Annotated in this window: 19 protein-coding genes and 1 pseudogene; 17 read left to right on the top strand and 3 right to left on the bottom strand. The window is 47.9% G+C overall.

All coding sequences use genetic code 11. The features are described from left to right. Positions 1 to 408, top strand: a 408-nt coding sequence (locus P1P89_17470; protein MDF1593306.1) for a PilZ domain-containing protein, incomplete at its 5' end; no start/stop codon positions are given. A 129-nt stretch (positions 409 to 537) separates the two neighbouring features. Here the strand turns inward: P1P89_17470 and P1P89_17465 are convergent. Beyond that, positions 538 to 696 (bottom strand): annotated as a pseudogene (locus tag P1P89_17465) (cold shock domain-containing protein). Between the two features lie 333 nt (positions 697 to 1,029). Between P1P89_17465 and P1P89_17460 the strand changes: the two are divergent. The 16 genes from P1P89_17460 (at position 1,030) to P1P89_17385 (ending at position 17,196) form a co-directional block, all read left to right on the top strand. Continuing rightward, a complete protein-coding gene (locus P1P89_17460; protein ID MDF1593305.1) occupies positions 1,030 to 3,177 on the top strand; it encodes a PAS domain S-box protein in 2,148 nt (715 codons plus the stop codon). Further along, complete coding sequence (locus P1P89_17455; GenBank protein MDF1593304.1) at positions 3,174 to 3,833, top strand: response regulator transcription factor; 660 nt, start codon at positions 3,174 to 3,176, stop codon at positions 3,831 to 3,833. The genes P1P89_17460 and P1P89_17455 overlap by 4 nt, the downstream gene beginning before the upstream one ends. Positions 3,834 to 4,194: 361 nt before the next feature. After that, positions 4,195 to 5,250, top strand: coding sequence for a TRAP transporter substrate-binding protein (locus tag P1P89_17450; GenBank protein ID MDF1593303.1), 1,056 nt, complete (start codon positions 4,195 to 4,197; stop codon positions 5,248 to 5,250). Between the two features lie 95 nt (positions 5,251 to 5,345). Next, positions 5,346 to 5,900: a TRAP transporter small permease gene (locus P1P89_17445; GenBank protein ID MDF1593302.1), complete on the top strand. Its 555-nt coding sequence runs from the start codon at positions 5,346 to 5,348 to the stop codon at positions 5,898 to 5,900. A 21-nt stretch (positions 5,901 to 5,921) separates the two neighbouring features. After that, positions 5,922 to 7,214 carry a TRAP transporter large permease gene (locus P1P89_17440; GenBank protein ID MDF1593301.1) on the top strand — a complete coding sequence of 431 codons (1,293 nt, stop codon included), beginning with the start codon at positions 5,922 to 5,924 and terminating at the stop codon, positions 7,212 to 7,214. Between the two features lie 18 nt (positions 7,215 to 7,232). Continuing rightward, complete coding sequence (locus tag P1P89_17435) at positions 7,233 to 8,198, top strand: carbamate kinase (protein ID MDF1593300.1); 966 nt, start codon at positions 7,233 to 7,235, stop codon at positions 8,196 to 8,198. Positions 8,199 to 8,215: 17 nt separating this feature from the next. Beyond that, a complete protein-coding gene (locus P1P89_17430) occupies positions 8,216 to 9,172 on the top strand; it encodes a DUF2877 domain-containing protein (GenBank protein ID MDF1593299.1) in 957 nt (318 codons plus the stop codon). Positions 9,173 to 9,247: 75 nt separating this feature from the next. After that, positions 9,248 to 10,798, top strand: coding sequence for an acyl-CoA synthetase FdrA (fdrA, locus tag P1P89_17425; GenBank protein ID MDF1593298.1), 1,551 nt, complete (start codon positions 9,248 to 9,250; stop codon positions 10,796 to 10,798). Continuing rightward, positions 10,795 to 10,971: a hypothetical protein gene (locus P1P89_17420; protein ID MDF1593297.1), complete on the top strand. Its 177-nt coding sequence runs from the start codon at positions 10,795 to 10,797 to the stop codon at positions 10,969 to 10,971. Before fdrA ends, P1P89_17420 begins: the two co-directional genes overlap by 4 nt. Before the next feature lie 41 nt (positions 10,972 to 11,012). Beyond that, the gene (locus tag P1P89_17415; protein ID MDF1593296.1) at positions 11,013 to 11,960 is read left to right on the top strand and encodes a fumarylacetoacetate hydrolase family protein; all 948 of its coding nucleotides are present in this window, start codon (positions 11,013 to 11,015) and stop codon (positions 11,958 to 11,960) included. A 108-nt stretch (positions 11,961 to 12,068) separates the two neighbouring features. Beyond that, complete coding sequence (locus tag P1P89_17410; GenBank protein MDF1593295.1) at positions 12,069 to 13,319, top strand: DUF1116 domain-containing protein; 1,251 nt, start codon at positions 12,069 to 12,071, stop codon at positions 13,317 to 13,319. A gap of 102 nt (positions 13,320 to 13,421) precedes the next feature. Beyond that, entirely contained in the window at positions 13,422 to 14,753 is a 1,332-nt protein-coding gene (locus P1P89_17405; protein ID MDF1593294.1) for an amidase, read from the top strand. 26 nt (positions 14,754 to 14,779) lie between these two features. Continuing rightward, on the top strand, positions 14,780 to 15,265 hold the full coding sequence (locus P1P89_17400) for an ureidoglycolate lyase (GenBank protein ID MDF1593293.1): 486 nt from the start codon (positions 14,780 to 14,782) through the stop codon (positions 15,263 to 15,265). 87 nt (positions 15,266 to 15,352) lie between these two features. After that, on the top strand, positions 15,353 to 16,006 hold the full coding sequence (locus tag P1P89_17395) for a lactate utilization protein (protein ID MDF1593292.1): 654 nt from the start codon (positions 15,353 to 15,355) through the stop codon (positions 16,004 to 16,006). A gap of 395 nt (positions 16,007 to 16,401) precedes the next feature. Next, positions 16,402 to 17,004 carry a hypothetical protein gene (locus tag P1P89_17390; protein MDF1593291.1) on the top strand — a complete coding sequence of 201 codons (603 nt, stop codon included), beginning with the start codon at positions 16,402 to 16,404 and terminating at the stop codon, positions 17,002 to 17,004. A gap of 15 nt (positions 17,005 to 17,019) precedes the next feature. Further along, positions 17,020 to 17,196, top strand: a complete 177-nt coding sequence (locus P1P89_17385) for a TerB family tellurite resistance protein (protein ID MDF1593290.1) — start codon at positions 17,020 to 17,022, stop codon at positions 17,194 to 17,196. Between the two features lie 40 nt (positions 17,197 to 17,236). On the opposite strand, the gene P1P89_17380 is transcribed toward P1P89_17385, so the two are convergent. Together P1P89_17380 and P1P89_17375 are read right to left on the bottom strand one after the other, a co-directional pair. Then, positions 17,237 to 18,031: an SDR family oxidoreductase gene (locus tag P1P89_17380; GenBank protein MDF1593289.1), complete on the bottom strand. Its 795-nt coding sequence runs from the start codon at positions 18,029 to 18,031 to the stop codon at positions 17,237 to 17,239. Between the two features lie 244 nt (positions 18,032 to 18,275). Then, on the bottom strand, positions 18,276 to 18,461 hold a 186-nt coding region (locus P1P89_17375; GenBank protein MDF1593288.1), incomplete at its 5' end, for a hypothetical protein.

Raw genomic sequence — 18,461 nt, 5'->3', positions numbered from 1 at the left:
AGGAGCACGGCGATGGCGGATACGGATCAGGAGCCCGGAACTGAGAATATTACGGTCAGTTTAATTCGGAAGATATTGGACATGACCGATGAACAGCAGCTGTCGCTCTATCGACAACTGGAAGAGATATCTGCCACAGCGGCGATGACCAGTGAAAGGGAGGATACCCGGAAAAGTTTTAAAAAAACAATTCAGTTTATTTTGAAAGACCAAATTTTTACCGGGGTCAGCCAGGATATCAGTGCCGGCGGCATGTTTATCATTACCGATGAAGCCTTTTCAATCGGGCAGATGATCACCATCCAGATTCCCCTTGCCGATAAAGGTAAACACATCAAGGTCCCGGCCCAGATCGTCCGGATAAAACCGGAAGGCATCGGGGTTGAATTCCTGAAGAAAATCGAATAGCAGCGGGCTGCTTTGCCCCTTCCCCCTCGCCCCTGTCATTTAAATATCCAACCTGTGTATGCGTGGCAAAGAAAAAAGGGCATCCCGGATTATTAATCCGGGATGCCCTTTCAGCTTTTTAGTTAAGCGTTACCTAACAACGGTAACATTTACTGAGGATGGGCCTTTTTTGCCCTGCTCGATATTAAATGATACGCGATCGCCCTCGTTAAGGGTCTTTAATCCGGTTGCATTAATACCGGAATGATGGACGAATACATCCGCACCGTCTGCCTGATCGGAAAAACCGTGTTAATAAGAGATTGTGCAAGGTAACAACGTGTCTTTATTTCTGTGTCTGAGATTTGAGTGTTATGAATCGTCAGGAAGTTTTAGAACATATAAGAATATATAAATTGAATAGATTTGTTTTTTCAGCTACAAATATCTAGGCGTTTCGATTGTGTGAGGCGATTAACATGGGCTATGGATAGTATATAAGAATGTCAAAATGAAATTATTAACCCCCCTATTTGAAATCTGATCGGGTATGAGCAAGTTTTATAACTATTGGATTAAATTTATTCATGCCAACGCATTTTTTCTGTTTTTTCGAAGATATTAACCAATGATGAAACCATTATGAGTCCGTTTGAAGTCTCTCTCGGTCTGCTGAAAAACCTGGTTGCAGGAACCTTGTCCATTACATTTATCGGACTTGTCCGGGCGGCCTTTTGGAAGCGAAACCGTATAATTCCAGGATGGCTATTAGGGATCCTTTTTGCCGGGGCCGCTTTTATAGGTATGTTGTTTCCCGTGATATACTCAGCGGGTGTATTACGCGATTTTCGGAACAGTCTGATTGCACTGGCTTCCTTCTATGGCGGGTTGCCTGCAGGTATGGTGGCGGCCGGAATTGCCGGAACGTTCCGATTGTATTTGGGAGGGGGCGGGGCCTTTGGCGGTATTATGGGACTATTTTGTTCCGCACTGATAGGCGCTATATTTTATAAAAATCCCGTTTTTAAAAAGCAAAAGCTCTTCATCTGGCGTTTGCCGCTACTGGGGATATCGGTGTTTATCATTACTTTTATCTGGTCCTGGACACTACCCAAAGAACAGGTCTGGCGTGCTGTCCAGATCTTTTTTTTCCCGGAATTGATCGCATATCCGCTGGTAACGTCTTTATTCGGTATTTTATATCACTTGGAAACCGACAGGCAAACCTCAATGGAACGTTTCCGAGCGGTATTCAGTCAAAGCCCGCTGGGCATCCTGATTGTTACAACTTCGGAATATCGCATTATCGATGCAAATCCGGCTTTTTGCGGAATGCTGGGTTTCAGCCGTTCCGAATTGTTGAACCGGTCACTATCCGATATTGTTCATCCGGAACATATCGCCGAAGTAGGAAAATTCATACAAGATAACCATTTGGTGCCCAAGGAATTCAAGGCTGAACGTAAATTTAAAAAGAAATCCGGAGAAACTGTCTGGTTAAATGTGGCTGCAACGGAGATTAAGGATCAGGATGGACAGGTGCGCTATGGAATCGGTGTGCTGGAAGACATTACCGACAGGAAAGCAGCGGAGGTCTCGTTGCAGCAGTATTTACGACGTTTAAAAATTTTACATAAAACCGATCAAGCGATCTTAAAAGCGCAATCAACGGAAAGGATTATTCAGGAAGCACTTAACTATACGCTTGAAATGATTCCTTGTCAGCGTGCCAGTGTCATTCTCTTTGATTTTCAGAGCGGTCGAGCCAATGTAATGGTGGCTGAAATCAGTGGTGAAAGTCAAATCAAGAGAGGGACCATTATACCCCTTGAAGATTTTCTTGAGATTGATAAATTGAAAAAGGGTGATTGCATCTTGATTCAGGATCTGTCTGCCGTGGCAAGCCCGAGTGTCATATTCGATACGCTCCGAAAAGAGGGGATGCGTTCTTACTTGATGATTCCGCTTAGTGTGCAGGAAGATCTGATCGGCACCTTAAATCTGGGCGCATCCAATCTGTCTGCATTTGATGCCCAGAAGGTCGAAATTGCAATTGAGGCCGCCAATAGCCTGGCGGTGGCGATCCAAAACACTCGACTTGTGGAAGAAATTGTCCGCCATCAGAACGAGTTGAAGAAGATGTCAGCGCGCATTATGGAAGCCCAGGAGATCGAACGGAAACGGATTTCCATAGAGCTTCATGATGAAATGGGCCAGGCGTTAACTGCGATAAGCATCAATCTGGCTGTAGTGGAAAAAATGATATCGGATCATAAGGACACGGCATTGGTTGATCGACTGATAGAAACACGCAAGATGGCAGATCAGGCTTCGGATCAGATTCGAGATCTTTCATACAATTTACGTCCCTCTATCCTTGACGATTTGGGACTCGAACCGGCGTTGCGGTGGTATATCGGACAATTCGCCAAACGTTTAAATATAAAGATAGCGTTTGAAGCTTCAAACTGTGGGGCTGTCTTAAACCCAGAGGTAAAAACGCATATATACCGTATTGCTCAAGAAACATTAAATAATGTTGCAAAACATGCCGATGCCCGAAAGATTCATATTCGATTGACCTGCGATGATGAGACGGTCAGGCTTTTTATTCAAGATGATGGTAAAGGTGTTGAGATTGATCACCAGGTTATGGGAAAAGGGCTAGGCCTGCTTGGAATCCGGGAAAGGGTCGCTATGATGAAAGGTGAATTTAAGATCGAATCCGCACTCGGGCAAGGAACCAAACTTACAGTTGAAATGCCTATCCGGCTAGGAGAAAAACAATGAAAAAAATCAAGGTGATCATTGCCGATGATCATACCATTGTTCGAAAAGGACTTTGTTCACTCTTGGATGGGGAAAATGATATTGACGTCATCGGTGAGGCTGAAAACGGCAGAGAGGCGATTAAACAGGTGGAAAAACTCATGCCGGATGTTGTTTTATTGGATATCAGCATGCCAGGCCTAAACGGTCTGGAAGCGACGCGCCAATTGAAAAAAAAGTTTCCAAAGTTAAGAATTTTAATTTTAACGATGCATGATAACGATGAATATATTTTCGAGACGCTCAGAGCCGGTGCTTCCGGATATCTGGTTAAACGCTCAGCGCCCAATGAACTGATATCTGCGATAAAAGCTGTTTGCCGGGGGGAGTCCTTTTTAAGCCCATCCATTTCGAAGCGGGTCATTGAAACATATGTCCGGGGGGCAAGCCGTGAAGACGGCGATGAGGCCTACGGCAAATTAACCGATCGGGAAAGAGAGGTGTTGCAGCTGATTGCTGAGGGAAAGCTGAATCGAGAAATCGCCGAACTGCTCCATATCAGTGTCAAAACCGTCGAGAGCCATCGCGCGCATATTGTTGAAAAGCTGAATATCCGTAACACTGCCGAATTAACCCAGTATGCCATCCGAAAGGGGATTATCAGAATAGAAACATAGTCGTTCCTGAAACTTATTCCCGCCCTAAACGGCAAACTCGCCGCCAGACCATATGCTTTCGGTAACCAAATAAATATATAATCCGGACAAATATCCGTATCAGGGTTAACCCCGATGTAAAAATAAGGATTTTTAATCTAAATATCAGGTTTCTCCCGATATATTTCTTGGTTTTTTCCCATTAAGGTATAGACATTCAAATGTGAGTATGGGTGGCATTCAGGAATTGAAATAAAGAGGCTTATGATCAATCAGGACGCTTGGTCATCGTGATTTTAATTTATTCGTTGTCGCGCTACCTAAGGTTAAATCCACACAGTATACTCACTTAAACCGCAAACCATATCGGATAAGGAGGAGCATGATGGGAGCAATCAAAAAAGTTCTTTATGTTGCCGTCATTTTGGCGATCGGGCTAAGCTTTGGTGTTAATTCCGCCGACGCAAAAATGACCTTTAACGTATTGGGGCAGCCCTTGGCAACAGGCCTCATTCAGAAAAACAAAGAGCAACCCTTTTTTGAAAATTTCAGTAAAAATACCGGCCTGGATATCGATAGCAACTACAAACCTATCGATGTGACAGGAATTAAATCAGAAGAGACCCTGCGGGTATTGAAAAATGGCCTGTTTGATATTGTGTCGATACGCACTGCACAGGCTGCAAGGGATGAGCCGTTTCTTCTGGGTCAGGATCTGGTGGGACTAAACCCCGATTATAAAATGGCCCGCAAAGTTTATGACGCCTACAAGCCCCATTTTGATGCACGTTTAAGAGAAGTATTTAACGCACGCCTGCTGGGGTTATGGCCGTTTGGGCCCCAGGTTTTATTTTCCAAAAAACCGATTAATGGCCTTAAGGATATTAAGGGGTTGAAAGTTCGCGTATATGACCAGAGCTTGGCAATGTTTGTCGAAAGTTTAGGCGCAATTCCTGTCCCCATCGGATTTTCGGAAGTTCAACAGGCGCTTGCACGCGGCGTTGTGGATGCGGCGATTACAGGAGCAAGTTCGGCCAACTCAGCCGGCTGGCCGGAAGTCACCGAGTATTTCATGCCCATTGGTTTCCAGGTCGGGTTTAATGGGTATGCCATCAATATGGACACATGGAAAAAACTTTCCGCCAGCCAGCAGAAACAGCTCCAGGCTGCCATAGACAAACTGTGCGATGATATCTGGGTTTATTCTGAAGAAATATTTAACGATGCCTTGCGCTGCAATGTAGGGAAAGAACCCTGCGAAACGGTTACAAAGTACAACATGAAAGAAGTGACGGTTACAGAAGCGGATCTCAAACTGGTCTCCGAAGCGGTAATGAAGATTTCCTACCCGAACTGGGTAAAGGTCACGGAAAAAAGTTATCCCGATGCCGCTAAAAAATGGAAAGAAGCGATTGGGCCGATTCTCGGCGCTCAATAAGGAATAAATGATAACATCACTGGACGCTTTGCATGATAAGTACGAATGCAAAGCGCCCAGTGGTTTTTAGCAAAGCCTAACCAGGGCGAAAAAACATGAAAATCATTTCAAAGGTTTTAAGTTGTATTTTTGGTTATTTATGCCTGGGCTTGTCGATTCTGGTCTGCGTTGAAGTCATTGGCCGCAAGGTATTTTCCGTATCTCTTCAGGGGGCGGATGAGTTGGGCGGCTATGTTTTGGCGGTTGGATCCTGCCTGGCCTTCTGTGTGGCTTTAATCGGGCGAAACCACATGCGAATCGATATCTTTCACTACCGTTTGCCGGGGAAAATACAGGCGATTCTAAACTGGGTGGCAATTGTAACCCTTGCGCTTTTCGGACTGCTTTTGGCAACAACGGGATTTGGGATTATTCGAGACACGTTTAGCTATCACAGCACCGCCCCGACACCGTGGGCGACCCCGCTCATTTATCCGCAGGGGTTCTGGTATGCCGGGCTATTCATGTTTGCCGTTATTGGAGTCATCTTGGCATTTAGGGCAACGAAGCTATTGCTCAAAAATCGGCTCAAGGAGCTCCAGTCTGAATTTCAACCAAAAGCAGCAGCTGAGGAGCTTGAAGAAGAGCTGGAGAATGCGGCAAGGCGATAGCCGAGCGCTGGAGATGAGTATATGGATGTCGGGATTATTTTTATAGCCTTTATGATTGGATTAGGACTGCTCCTGATCGGTATTCCCATTGGCGTTGTGATGGTCCTTATGGGCACCATCGGTGGGGTGATCGTTTATGGTCCTCCTTTTATTGGTTCAATCGGTAGTGTCGTCTGGGGAGTTCAGAACGAAAACATTCTAACAGCCGTTCCGTTATTTATTTTGATGGGCGAATTGCTCTTGCGGACCGGAGTTGCAGACGGAATGTATAAAGGCCTGTCCGTTTGGTTCAGGAGGCTTCCAGGCGGCCTGATTCATACCAACATCGGCTGCTCCGCGCTTTTTGCAGCAACCACCGGCTCATCGGTGGCGTGCGCGGCAACCATTGGCAATGTGGCCCTTCCGGAACTTGATAAACGGGGTTATTCCAAGCGTCAGGCCCTTGGTTCACTGGCTGCGGGTGGTACGTTGGGCATCTTGATCCCCCCCAGCATTGCGTTGTTGATCTATGGCGGCCTTACCAACAACTCCATCAGCAAGCTGTTTGTGGCGGGCGTCATTCCAGGAATATTGCTGACCTTATCTTTTATGCTTTACATACTGATTATCAATATCAAAGATAAATCCTTTCGGAATGAGCCTGCTCCTACCTGGCGTGAGCGAATGGCTTCTTTACCGTTGCTGATTCCACCGCTCGTCATTTTTTTGGTTGTCATGGGAAGTATTTATTTCGGAATTGCAACCCCCACAGAATCTGCAGCCCTGGGCATTATGACGGCACTGTTATTTGCCATAAGAAGGCGAAAACTGACGCTGAAAGTTTTACACTCCTGTTTTGTGCGGTCGGCCCAATTAACCGGTATGATTTTGCTGATCATCGTGGGTGCGTTTATCTTAAATCTGCTGCTCAGTCTTGTCGGCGTCGCCCAGGTCATGACGAAATGGGTTATTTCGATGAACCTTTCGTTAAATAATCTTCTGTTGATACTGATTGTTTTCTATCTGATCCTGGGTTGCTTTTTAGATGTGTTGTCCATCCAGGTTGCCACCATTCCCATTGCTTATCCCATTGTTACGGCGGTGGGGGGTGATCCCATCTGGTTTGGTATTTTTATTGTCTTGATGAGCGAAATCGGCATGATCACGCCGCCGGTTGGAATGAATCTTTTTGTCATCCAGGGTGTCCGGCGGGATGGCGGGGATTTGGCTGATACCATTTGGGGCGCCGTTCCCTTTGTATTTATCATGATGGCTTTTACATTGCTGTTGATCGTATTTCCAGAAATTGTTTTATGGCTGCCGAGTAAAATGTAACCAACAGGGAACAGTAAAATGCAGAAAATGGGCATACCTGATCGACTTTTAATTGCCGTAGGCGGCAATGCCATCCATCCGGCCGGCATCAGGGGAACTTCCGAAGAACAGTTTCAATACGCCGCTGCCGCAGGCCGTTCCCTGCTGCCGATCATGCTGCTGGAAAACGAACTGATCATTACTCATGGCAACGGTCCCGGTGTCGGAAAGGTCATCATGCGCCAGACGATTGCGCGCGATCGGGTCGCACCCATGTCACTGGATATCTGCGTCGCCAACAGTCAGGGCGGAATTGCTTATGTGCTGATGCAGGCTTTTGAAAATGCGCTTCGCGAAGCCGGCAACCAGAGACATGTTGTATGTCTGTTGACCCAGGTGGAGGTCGATCCCGAAGACCCCGCTTTCAATCATGCAACAAAGCCCATCGGATATTTTTTCAGCAATGATGAAGCGAAGGCGCTGGCCAAAGAACTTGGTTGGCAGATGCGGGAAGACTCCGGCCGGGGATGGCGCTTGGTAGTACCTTCACCGAAACCGAAGCACATTTGTGACATTTCCCTGGTGGAGGCGGTTGCGAAAAGAGGCACGATCATCATTGCAGGCGGCGGCGGCGGCATCCCTGTTGTTCGAGACCGGCGGGGAGTCCGGCGCGGCATCGAGGCTGTTATCGACAAGGACCTTACTTCCGCGCACATGGCCAATGTTTTGGGGATAAAGGATATGATGATTTTGACCGGTGTTCCGCATATCATGCTGCATTTCGGAACGCCCCGGCAAAAGGAGATAACGTCAGCCACGGTAGCAGAAATGCGTCGGTATGTTGCCGAAGGCCATTTCCCGGAAGGCAGTATGGGCCCAAAGGTGGAAGCTGCCATCCGTTTTATCGAAGGGGGTGGAAATCGTGTCATAATTTCGCAACTGGAAACCGCATTTGCCGCACTAAAAGGAGAGACCGGTACCCACATCTGCCGGGATGACTCCTGAATTATAATATAGAAACCATGTATCCGGCCACAGATCGAATCAGACAGACAATTCGTTATCCGGTTCAGCTGGCGGGGAGTTATGCCTGCCGTGCCCTGGAATCCAATTTTTCCTGGAAGGTGCTGGCCGTTTTCAAACAGGGATTTTACTGTCAGAATAGAGTCGGAGATCTCATTTTCATCGCTTCGCTTTCCATCCGTCCGGGACCGCTTAATATTTTGTGCAGGGTGCCCGATCCTGTCAACTGGGTGGAAGAAGGCCTTACCCCGGAGTCGGCCGTTGATTTCGACGGGGAAACAATCCGGATCGATAACTGCTTTGTATTCACGTGTCAAAACGTTCGGCAATGGCAACCTAAAGATATCTCTAAAGAATGGGCCTTGGATGTCATCGCCGAAAGGATAAGCGTATTATCTGCTGAGGCGCATAATCGCGAACTGTCGGACGGACTCGGCCCTCTGATTCTATTTCTTTTCAGAACGGAGCAAAGACCGACGGCTATAATGACGCATCTTATAAAAATGGCCTGGGGCAGCGCCGAGCGTCTTTCAGAGTGGCTATCGTCTGAATTTTCGGGAAGGCCGATCGGCATTTCGGCCATCCGGAATGAAATCCGGACACTTATCGGATTGGGTCCGGGGCTGACCCCGGCGGGAGATGATTTTTTAGGCGGCATTCTGATCACGCTTTATGCCTTGGGAAGGGAAGATTTATCCCAAAAGCTGGCTCATTATTTGCTCCCCATGGCAAGGGTGCGAACTGGAAAAATCAGTTTTGCCCACCTGCTTTGCGCCTCACAGGGTCAGGGACATGATGCCTTGCATCAAACAATATCAATGTTAAGCGTGAAAAGAGAAACCCGATTGAGAGCAATCCTAAGAACAATGGACACTGTCGGGCACACCTCCGGTTGGGATGCGCTGGCCGGGGTTGCGCTGGTGTTTAAATCACTGTTAGCGGTAAAAGAAAAGTAACAATTTACCTAAGCCTGACAAATGCCGGCTGGACAAAAGAATGGTTCATGGAGGAGATTGTATCAGGAGATTCGTATGATAGTAAAGACAGACATTATGCCCTCTTTTTACCAGGATTCCGTTATTTTAATGCGAATCGCCGGGCAGATACGTCAACGACCCGGGGTAAAAGAAGCGGCTTTGTTTATGGGGACGCCTTCCAATCAAGAGTTGCTTCGGCAGATCGGACTGGCCACGGCCGAAGGCACAAAAGCCAGTGCCAATGATTTGATTATTACCATTGCGGCCGATTCGGAAGCGGATGCCGAAAAAGCCGTCGTTGCAGCCAAGGAGCTCCTGGCGGCGCGGCGGCAGGCAATGGATGAATCTCATGAGTATCGGCCGCGAACGTTGGATTCTGCCATTCGATCCATGCCGGATGCCAATTTGGTTTGCATTTCGGTGCCGGGGGCCTATGCCAAGTTCGAAGCGATGAAGGCACTCCGGAGGGGTCTTCATGTTTTTCTCTTTAGCGACAATGTTCCCATTGAGGCGGAAATCGAACTGAAGCAGGAAGCCGTTAAACGGGGGCTTTTTTGTATGGGGCCGGATCAGGGAACCGCATACATAAACGGAGTCGGCCTGGGATTTGCGAATGTGGTACCCAGAGGACGAATCGGTTGTGTATCTGCATCTGGAACAGGGCTGCAGGCGGTTGCGGCACGGATCAGTATGCTGGGCGAAGGTGTCTCCCACGGAATCGGGGTGGGGGGCCGAGACCTGTCCCAACAAGTCGGTGGAATAATGACCGGGTTCGCCTTTAAGGCATTGGCGGGGGATGCCGCCACTGAAGTTATCATACTAGTTTCAAAACCGATTTGCATCGCTGTTAAATCGAAAATCGAAGAAATCATAAGAAACATAAAAAAACCGGTCATTATATGCTGCATCGGCACATCAGATTTTAATGTTGATGGTGCCATCTCTGTAAGGACGCTGGATGAAGCGACGGATGCCGCGGTAGCCGTTTTGAAAGGAAAACGTTGGCTGCCGAAATATTTCAGCGATCATCAGATAATTAAGGATAAGCTGGATCAAATTAGGGACAGAGACGCTTTGGCCGGGAGTAATATTTTGGGTCTATATACCGGCGGAACGCTCGCCTATGAATCTCATTTGCTGCTGGAGTCGTTTTTAGGAACGGTGGGTTATAATAAGACAAAAATTGAAGACCATATGCATCTGATACTCGACCTGGGGGATGATGTTTATACCGTCGGGCGTCCTCATCCGATGATTGACCCGCAGAAGCGAACAGAGATGATTTTAGAAATGGAAAAAAGAAAAGGTGTGAATATATTGCTCCTTGACCTTGTTTTAGGGAAAGGGTCGCATGAAAATCCCGCTGAACCGCTTGTCGCTGCGGTAAGGGAGATTCATAACAGATTTAGGAAAAACGGCAGGCCATTTGCTGTGCTTGCTTCTGTTATTGGAACGGCAATGGATCCGCAGGATTTTAATCTACAAATCAAACAACTGCAGGAAGCTGAAATAAATATTTTCCCTTCCAATGCAGAGGCTGCCCGTTTTGCAGCCCTTTTAGTGAAACCGGAACTTTATAACCAATTCGTCGAGAGTGACTCATGAACCAGAAAAACATACTAGATGCACCCCTGCATGTTATCAATATCGGCCTTGAAGGATTTGCCCAGGATCTTCGCGCTGCTGGAATTGATGTGATTCAACTCGATTGGCGCCCTCCGATCGGCGGCAATACACGGCTGGCCGCCCTGCTGGCAAATCTTGATGATGAAAATTAGAAATAATTAATGGCAGATTGCGCGATGGACAGGTACAATTGATGAAAATTGGAACCGTAACCGTTGATAATACTAAAAGACTGGTATCTTTTGTGGAAGAATATGTAATTGACCTAAATGCGGCATACCTGTCACTGCTATCAGATCAAGGGCTTATGAATCCCGGTGCGCGGGTAAATTCTGAACTGCCTTCGGATCTTTTGCAGTTTTTACAGAAGGGGCGCGATTCACTTGTTGCCGCGCAGCATTCAATAGATTACGCATTAAAAAACGTTGAGAAAAAAACCGGACTGGTTCAACGTCAGTCCGAGGTAACATTCGCTGCTTCGCACAGGCCCCCCAAAATTATCTGCACCGGTAATAATTACCGGGATTACCGGAAAATTCTGGGAATACCTGCCTCACCGGTGCCCCTGCTGATATTGAAGTCGCCTTCAGCCGTCATCGGTCATGAGGAAACTGTTTATATTCCAGATGGCTATGGGCCTGTTTATCATGAATGGGAATTCTCATGCATTATTTCCAAGCGATGTAAAAACATTCCAAGAGATCGGGTCCATGAGGCGATTTTCGGCTACACCATATTAAACGATTTGACCGGGCGAAGTTTTGAAGCTGCAAACAGGGAGTTTAAGCCCTGGGGGAAAAACATGGACACCTTTGCCCCCATGGGACCATGGATTGTCACAGCAGACGATATGCCGGATCAAATATATAATCTTGAGACGCTCAGGCGGCGAAACGGCCGGATTGAATGTGAATCCAATACGGCCAATATGGATTTTGGATTTGAGGAAATCATCGAGTTTGTTTCAACGTTTATTACACTGGAACCAGGTGATGTTGTCACAACATCGACGCCACCGGCCGGTCCGATCACTCCGGGAGATACGATAGAAGCTGAAATTGAGGGGATCGGCATTTTGAGAAATCAGGTGAAAAGCCTGCCGGTAGATCTTAAATATGCAAAGTTTGCAAAAATTGTATAAGTTTTTTTTCTTTAAGGGAATACTGAAAAGCGGATAACGTTTTAAGCGGCCCGGAAACGTGTCCCCGGATGTATATTTAACGGGCCGATTCGAAAAAGGGAGAGACGCATGAGTATCGGAACGGCAAACAGAGAGTGCATTAAACGGGTTCAGGAAAGTACCGCCATACTGGCAGACATTCGATTGGCACGGGATGTTGTCCCGGGGATAGAGGATTATACGGTTTTTCATGCCGGCCCGCCTTTAACATGGGATCGAATGTGCGGCCCCATGCGGGGCGCCATCATCGGCGCATGCCTCTTTGAGGGTTGGGCAAAGACGCCTGAAGAGGTATTTTCTATTGCAGAGAAAGGAAAGTTAAAATTTGATTCCAGCCATCACCATCATGCCATTGGACCGATGTCAGGTATTATTACACCCTCCATGCGGGTGCATGTGGTTTGCAATGACAAGTATAATGTCGAGACGTATTCAACGCTTTATATGGGGGTTGGAAAAGTTTTGAGACACGGCGCTTATGACGGAGAGGTGCTGGAGAAGCTAAGGTGGATGAATCATGAGCTGGCACCCCTTCTTAAGGAAGCCATCCAGCGGGCTGAAGGGATCGATATCAAAAATATCATCGCCCAGGCTGTTCAGATGGGAGATGAAATGCATAATCGGAACAAGGCCAGCAATTCACTGTTCCTCATCAGCCTGGTTCCGCACCTTATTGCCGTTGGGGAAAAAGCAGGCGTATTAAAAGCGGTGAATTTCATCGAAAGCGCAGGCCACTTTATTCTGAACAGTGTCATGGCCGGTTGTAAAGGGATGCTGGATGCCGGAGCCGGCATAAAAGGATCCACCATCGTAACGGCAATTGCCCGCAACGGTACTGAGACCGGTATTCGCGTCAGCGGCACCGGCGATCAATGGTTTACGGCACCGGCGCCAATGATTGACGGCATCTATTTTCCCGGCTTTGGGCCTGAAGACGCCAATCCGGACTTGGGTGATTCCGCGATTGCCGAAACGGCAGGCTTGGGCTCTTTGGCCATGGCGGGAGCGCCGGCCGTTGTTGGATATATCGGGGGAACACCACAGTTTGCGGTCCAAACCACTCAAAAAATGTATGAAATTACAATCGCCGAGCATGAACATTTTAAAATACCATTTTTAAATTTTAAGGGAACCCCGTTTGGCATAGATATTCGCAAGGTAGTGGAAACGGGCATTACGCCGGTCATCAATACGGGGATTGCCTGCAAGAGACCAGGTGTCGGGCAGATTGGAGCGGGGCTGACCGCTGCACCCATGGAGTGTTTTGTCAAGGCATTGGAAGCATTTGCAAAAACGCAAGGCTTCGGGGAAGGTTTATAAAATAAGAGAACTCTCCCCGACGGCGTCAGTTTTCATATCTTAATACATTTATAAAACTGTCAATCGGGCACTGTCACAGTTTGGTCTGGATCAAAGAATAAAATGAGTTTAAACAAAATGAGCGCGGTTTTTGCGGCAGCTGCGATACGCGGCGGCAAAATAACATCAGAAGAACTGGTCAGGGCTTGCCTGGACCGCATTGTTGAGACTGAAGAAACAGTACGCGCCTGGACCTATCTTGATCGTGAGTATGCCGTAAAGCAAGCTCAGGATGCCGATATAAAACTAAGAAGCGGAAAAGAAGTCGGACCGCTTCACGGTCTTCCGGTTGGAATAAAAGATATTTTCGATACGGCCGACATGCCGACTGAAAACGGTACGATTCTACATGCCGGGAGACAGCCCGGTGAAGACGCTACAGCCGTGTCACTGCTGCGTGAGGCCGGTGCGATTATCATGGGGAAAACCGTTACGACCGAACTGGCTGTTTACGCACCCGGAAAGACCACCAATCCCTATGATTCCAGACGAACTCCCGGGGGGTCGTCCAGTGGTTCGGCTGCAGCGGTTGCGGCCTTCATGGTACCGCTGGCCATCGGAACGCAAACAAACGGGTCTGTTATTCGCCCGGCATCCTATTGTGGGGTTTATGGCTATAAACCGACTCATGGACGCATTTCCAGGCATGGCGTCTTAAGTCAATCACGCGTCCTTGACCAAGTTGGTGTGTTTGCCCGCTCAATTGAAGATGCAGCCCTGATTGCTCAGCAGTTGATGGCATTCGATAACAAGGATCCCGATGTAAAGCCAAAAGGACGATTTGATCTCAATGAGGCCTTAATGGGAGGACCGCCCATTCGACCCAGGCTCGCCTTTGTCAAATCCCCGGTCTGGGGCCTTGCATCGGATATTACTCAAGATGCTTTTGCAAGGATGGCTGCACAGCTCAGTGAAAACGTGAAAGAAGTTAAGCTTCCTAATGTGTTCGAAAGGGCTATAGACTGGCATCGCACCATCATGGAATCGGACCTGGCCAAGAGCTTTGAGGTGGAATATATTTCCGGCAGAGATAAGATGAGCCCGATCCTTTGCGAAATGATAGCGCGGGGCCAGACGTATTCCGCGGTGGATTATAACAAAGCGGTTGAAGCAATTTCGACGTTGAACAACGAACTCGGAAAAATATTTTCAGCCTATGATGCCATTCTTACACCGGCGACAAGCGGTGAGGCGCCGATAGGGCTTGATTCTACAGGTAGTCCGATATTTTGTACGCTCTGGACGCTGTGCGGCGTTCCGAGCATCAACCTGCCAATTTTAAAAGGGGCGGAGAATATGCCGATGGGAGTTCAGCTGGTGGCACCACGGGGGGATGACTACCGGTTGCTGCGAATCGCCAAATGGCTGGTTAATGAAGTGCCGTTTAAATCCTAATCTTAATATTTCTGAGAAAGAAAAAGATGATCATAAATGCAAAGGTGTTGACCGCCCGGGAGTTTAAGCCCTTTGGGCAGGTTCTCATGGGCCGCGATAAAGGAGAAGAGCGCCTTGCCTATGCGGCCAAGATGCATAACAGCCGTGTTGCAGCTAAACCCAATATGACTTTTATGAGGCTCCTTCCGGCAAAACAGCCGATTCTGATTGAGTGCCTTGAGCGGCACGTTTATTCCAATCAAACCTTTATCCCGCTTGGTGGAACGCATCATCTGGTGGCGGTGTGTCCTTCAGACAAAAAAGGACAACCCGTTATTGATAAACTGGTGGCATTTGTTGCGGATGGTTCGCAGGCAGTCAATTACAATGCCGGTATATGGCATGCACCCCGGACCGTTATCAAGGGCCCGGGTGCGTTTATCATGTTCAGATGGGACGAAGAGAATCCCTTAGATGTTGAATTGTTACAATTGGAAGTCGCAGTTAAAATTAATTTAATCAGTTTGACTTAATTCGGGCTCGATATATATACTCCTTCAAAAAAGGGGGTTTTCCCAGGATAGCTACAATGGAACGAAATCGCAGCAGGAGGGGAAACGATGAATTCGACGCGTGACTTTGTAGACTGGAGTTCCGAGAAACAGTGCCGGCAGGTGGTAAAGGCGCTTCAAAAGAACGAGTTTGCGGCAAGTTATTGTTCAAGTTCCCAAGAGGCTTTTGATTTCATCATCACCGAAGCCCAGACGGCCAAAACGATCGGGCTGGGCGGTTCCCGATCGGTGGCCGACCTAAACATTGTCGAAAAGCTCAGGGCGATGGGCAAGGAGATTCTCGTCTCCAAGGGGTCGGACGTGACGCCTGAAAAGGGCATGGAGATTCGGCGGCGCCAGCTGACCTGCGACCTGTTCCTTTGCAGTGCCAATGCCGTTACCCTTTCGGGTTATCTGGTCAATATCGACAATACCGGCAACCGGACCGGGGCGATGATGTTCGGACCACACAGGGTGATAATGGTGGTCGGACGAAATAAGATCGTGGCCGGCACCACTGATGATGCGATCCGGCGGGTTAAGAATCAGGCTGCGCCGCCTAATGCCAGGCGGTTGAAATACGAGACCCCCTGTGCCAAAACCGGTTTCTGTTCCGACTGCAGCGTCCCCCAGCGGATTTGCCGGGTGATAACCATTATGGAGCGCAAGCCGGTACGGACTGATGTGCGGGTTCTGGTGGTAAATGAAGACATGGGATTCTGATTATAACCTATTTCAAAAAAGTCTTTTCGCCCCATATCGGCGTTGAAGCCGCGTATCAAATCATCGAAATACACAAGTATTCCTGCGGGTTGATGCTTGGCTTCGCCTTGATCTGGAACAAAAATCTTTTTTTTGAGATAGGTTATAGAAACCATTTTAATTTCCCGATTTCAACCCGCAACAAAACCTTCCCCGACTCAATCCTTGTTCATTCAGTTGAAAGTCAGCCCTTTTGTAATACCGGCTGTCCGCCGGCCCAGCCGCCTGCAGACCCTGCTGAAAACCTTTACAAACAGCAAATAATCCTTATGTTATTGGCAAGATAACCGACTGAAATTTTAAAGCATTATTTAATTATAAGTCGGCGGCTCCCATTTGCTGGGGGAGGGACAACAATGAACGCGTTAACACAATATCATAACCATAAATATTTGATGGTTGCGGGGGTCTTTGGCGCAATTGCCCTTATCAGCGGTTGTTCGTCGCTGCTGCCCTCTACCAAGATATATACGGAATCACCATGGGAGAGTTATGAAGCTATAAGAGATGCTTATGACAATATTGTGCCCGGACAAACAACGCTGAAAGAATTGGAAGTTCTTGGATTTGATCCGTATAAAACGCCTAACGTAGAATTTCTCAACTATCTGGACATCATTCAAAAATTCATGCCGAACCAGTCGATTCGAATTGAAGACCTTGATCCGGCCATCCAAACCTGCCTAAAGGTGAAGGACGGCTGTTCCGGCCTCAAAGTATCCCCGGAATTGATCCGTAATAAACGCTACGGCAATCTGTTCCTGGACCTGTTTAATTTTGATCGAAAGACCCGAACCTCCGGCTGGCGGTTTGACGCCCTGCTGGTGGTGGTCGATAATGTAATTGTATATAAGCTTTCCAGCGGTCAGCCCAAAGTTTTAAGGGATGAAAATAAACGTAATCCCCTGGGGCCGCTTCAGGATATCCGTGTAAATACGCCCGGCGTAGATCTAAAATAATTAGCGGCTTTTCTGGTGGCTTCGAAATTTTCCGAAGACAAGGATCATGCAGTTATGCTGGTCCGGGCAAGCATTTTGATTGCCAAGGCAGACAGCACGCTCAGCAAAAGAGAAGAAGAAGTGATCGGAAAAATCTGTCGAGTACTGAATCTGAATACCTCGGAAGCCATCTGTATCAATCCCTCCGCATAAAACGGATATATGATGTTCAGTTTGATAATAACGCTAGTGATTATCCCTTGGAGCCCAGTCGCAGCCCGCCGTGGATATAATACACATCGCCGGTAAGGGCTTCATTGCGGAAGAGTTCGCCGATCAAGGAGGCTACCTCCTGAGGTTCCACCAGGCGCTGGATCGGCACGTTTTCCAATATCCCTTCCAGTGCTTTCTGATTCATCCCTTTTACCATGGGAGTGCCTACATAGCCGGGGGCTACCGCTACACAGCGGATCTGCTGGGCAACGTTGCGCCTGAAAAATTCGGCGCAAATCACCTTGGGAATCACCGACATGGCGGCTTTGGTGGAGGAATAGTTGATCTGACCGGCCGTACCCAGTGACCCGGTAGAGGATATGAGGCAGATAAGCCCTTTGCACTGATGGTTGATCATCTGTTCGGCACACTCGCGAATGGTTAAAAAAACACCGGTCAAGTTGATGTCCAGAACAGACTGGAACTGTTCCAACGACATTTTGCGTTTAACGGCGCCGCGCTTTGAATCCACGGAAAGAAAAAGACCGTCTTTGATGATACCGGCGCACGGCAAGACGAGGTTGATGGCGCCGAAACGTTCGATGGCCAGCCTGGCCAGGGCCATATTGTCGGCTTCTTTGGTAACGTCGCAGCTATGCGTAACCACGGACGCACCCATCTGCAGCAGGTCATTTTCAACCCGGGCGAGAGCGTCCGGAACAACATCCCCCAACACCACGCGCCCTCCCTGGCCGGCCCAATATTTAGCCACGGCTTCACCGATCCCGCTGGCACCGCCGGTAATGACGGCAACTGAATCTTTGATGCTCAACATGCTCGGGTCTCCCTATCGGTTAAAAATTTAATAGAAATCGCGGATTATCTTTTATTCAATGAACGTTTGGATGTTTTCTTTGATGGTCAGGGTCCTTTCCTGGCCGGCAAGTCTTTATGCCACAGCCATGTTGGAGCCACCCGCCGAGCGGCAGCGCGTGGAAAATGCGACGCCGGGCGGATTCTTACTTAACATTCTGATAATTATGTAAAATAATTTAAATTGATTTATCAACATACACCTTTCAGGCGCTGACCGGCAACAACAATTTAATAATATTCTCATTGACACTGAGAAATCCCGGTGATGTCGGACGCTGTTGACAATCCAAGTCTTTTTGGATAGCTTTTAACCTGATTTTATCAACCTCCCATAACCACGCGAGCTGGCAATTTTTCGCCCATATATGTAAACAGGTAAATGCGATGAT

The organism is Desulfobacterales bacterium, assembly GCA_029211065.1.
Taxonomy (GTDB): domain Bacteria; phylum Desulfobacterota; class Desulfobacteria; order Desulfobacterales; family JARGFK01; genus JARGFK01.
The sequence above is the reverse complement of the archived record's forward strand: the minus strand, read 5'-3'. Positions and strand labels throughout refer to the sequence as shown.

Coding starts and splice junctions, on each gene's coding strand:
- fdrA (MDF1593298.1), top strand. CDS start 9,248: ATGATAGTAAAGACAGACATTATGCCCTCTTTTTACCAGGATTCCGTT.
- P1P89_17445 (MDF1593302.1), top strand. CDS start 5,346: ATGAAAATCATTTCAAAGGTTTTAAGTTGTATTTTTGGTTATTTATGC.
- P1P89_17430 (MDF1593299.1), top strand. CDS start 8,216: ATGTATCCGGCCACAGATCGAATCAGACAGACAATTCGTTATCCGGTT.
- P1P89_17415 (MDF1593296.1), top strand. CDS start 11,013: ATGAAAATTGGAACCGTAACCGTTGATAATACTAAAAGACTGGTATCT.
- P1P89_17420 (MDF1593297.1), top strand. CDS start 10,795: ATGAACCAGAAAAACATACTAGATGCACCCCTGCATGTTATCAATATC.
- P1P89_17410 (MDF1593295.1), top strand. CDS start 12,069: ATGAGTATCGGAACGGCAAACAGAGAGTGCATTAAACGGGTTCAGGAA.
- P1P89_17395 (MDF1593292.1), top strand. CDS start 15,353: ATGAATTCGACGCGTGACTTTGTAGACTGGAGTTCCGAGAAACAGTGC.
- P1P89_17380 (MDF1593289.1), bottom strand. CDS start 18,031: ATGTTGAGCATCAAAGATTCAGTTGCCGTCATTACCGGCGGTGCCAGC.
- P1P89_17400 (MDF1593293.1), top strand. CDS start 14,780: ATGATCATAAATGCAAAGGTGTTGACCGCCCGGGAGTTTAAGCCCTTT.
- P1P89_17460 (MDF1593305.1), top strand. CDS start 1,030: ATGAGTCCGTTTGAAGTCTCTCTCGGTCTGCTGAAAAACCTGGTTGCA.
- P1P89_17390 (MDF1593291.1), top strand. CDS start 16,402: ATGAACGCGTTAACACAATATCATAACCATAAATATTTGATGGTTGCG.
- P1P89_17435 (MDF1593300.1), top strand. CDS start 7,233: ATGCAGAAAATGGGCATACCTGATCGACTTTTAATTGCCGTAGGCGGC.
- P1P89_17405 (MDF1593294.1), top strand. CDS start 13,422: ATGAGTTTAAACAAAATGAGCGCGGTTTTTGCGGCAGCTGCGATACGC.
- P1P89_17440 (MDF1593301.1), top strand. CDS start 5,922: ATGGATGTCGGGATTATTTTTATAGCCTTTATGATTGGATTAGGACTG.
- P1P89_17450 (MDF1593303.1), top strand. CDS start 4,195: ATGATGGGAGCAATCAAAAAAGTTCTTTATGTTGCCGTCATTTTGGCG.
- P1P89_17455 (MDF1593304.1), top strand. CDS start 3,174: ATGAAAAAAATCAAGGTGATCATTGCCGATGATCATACCATTGTTCGA.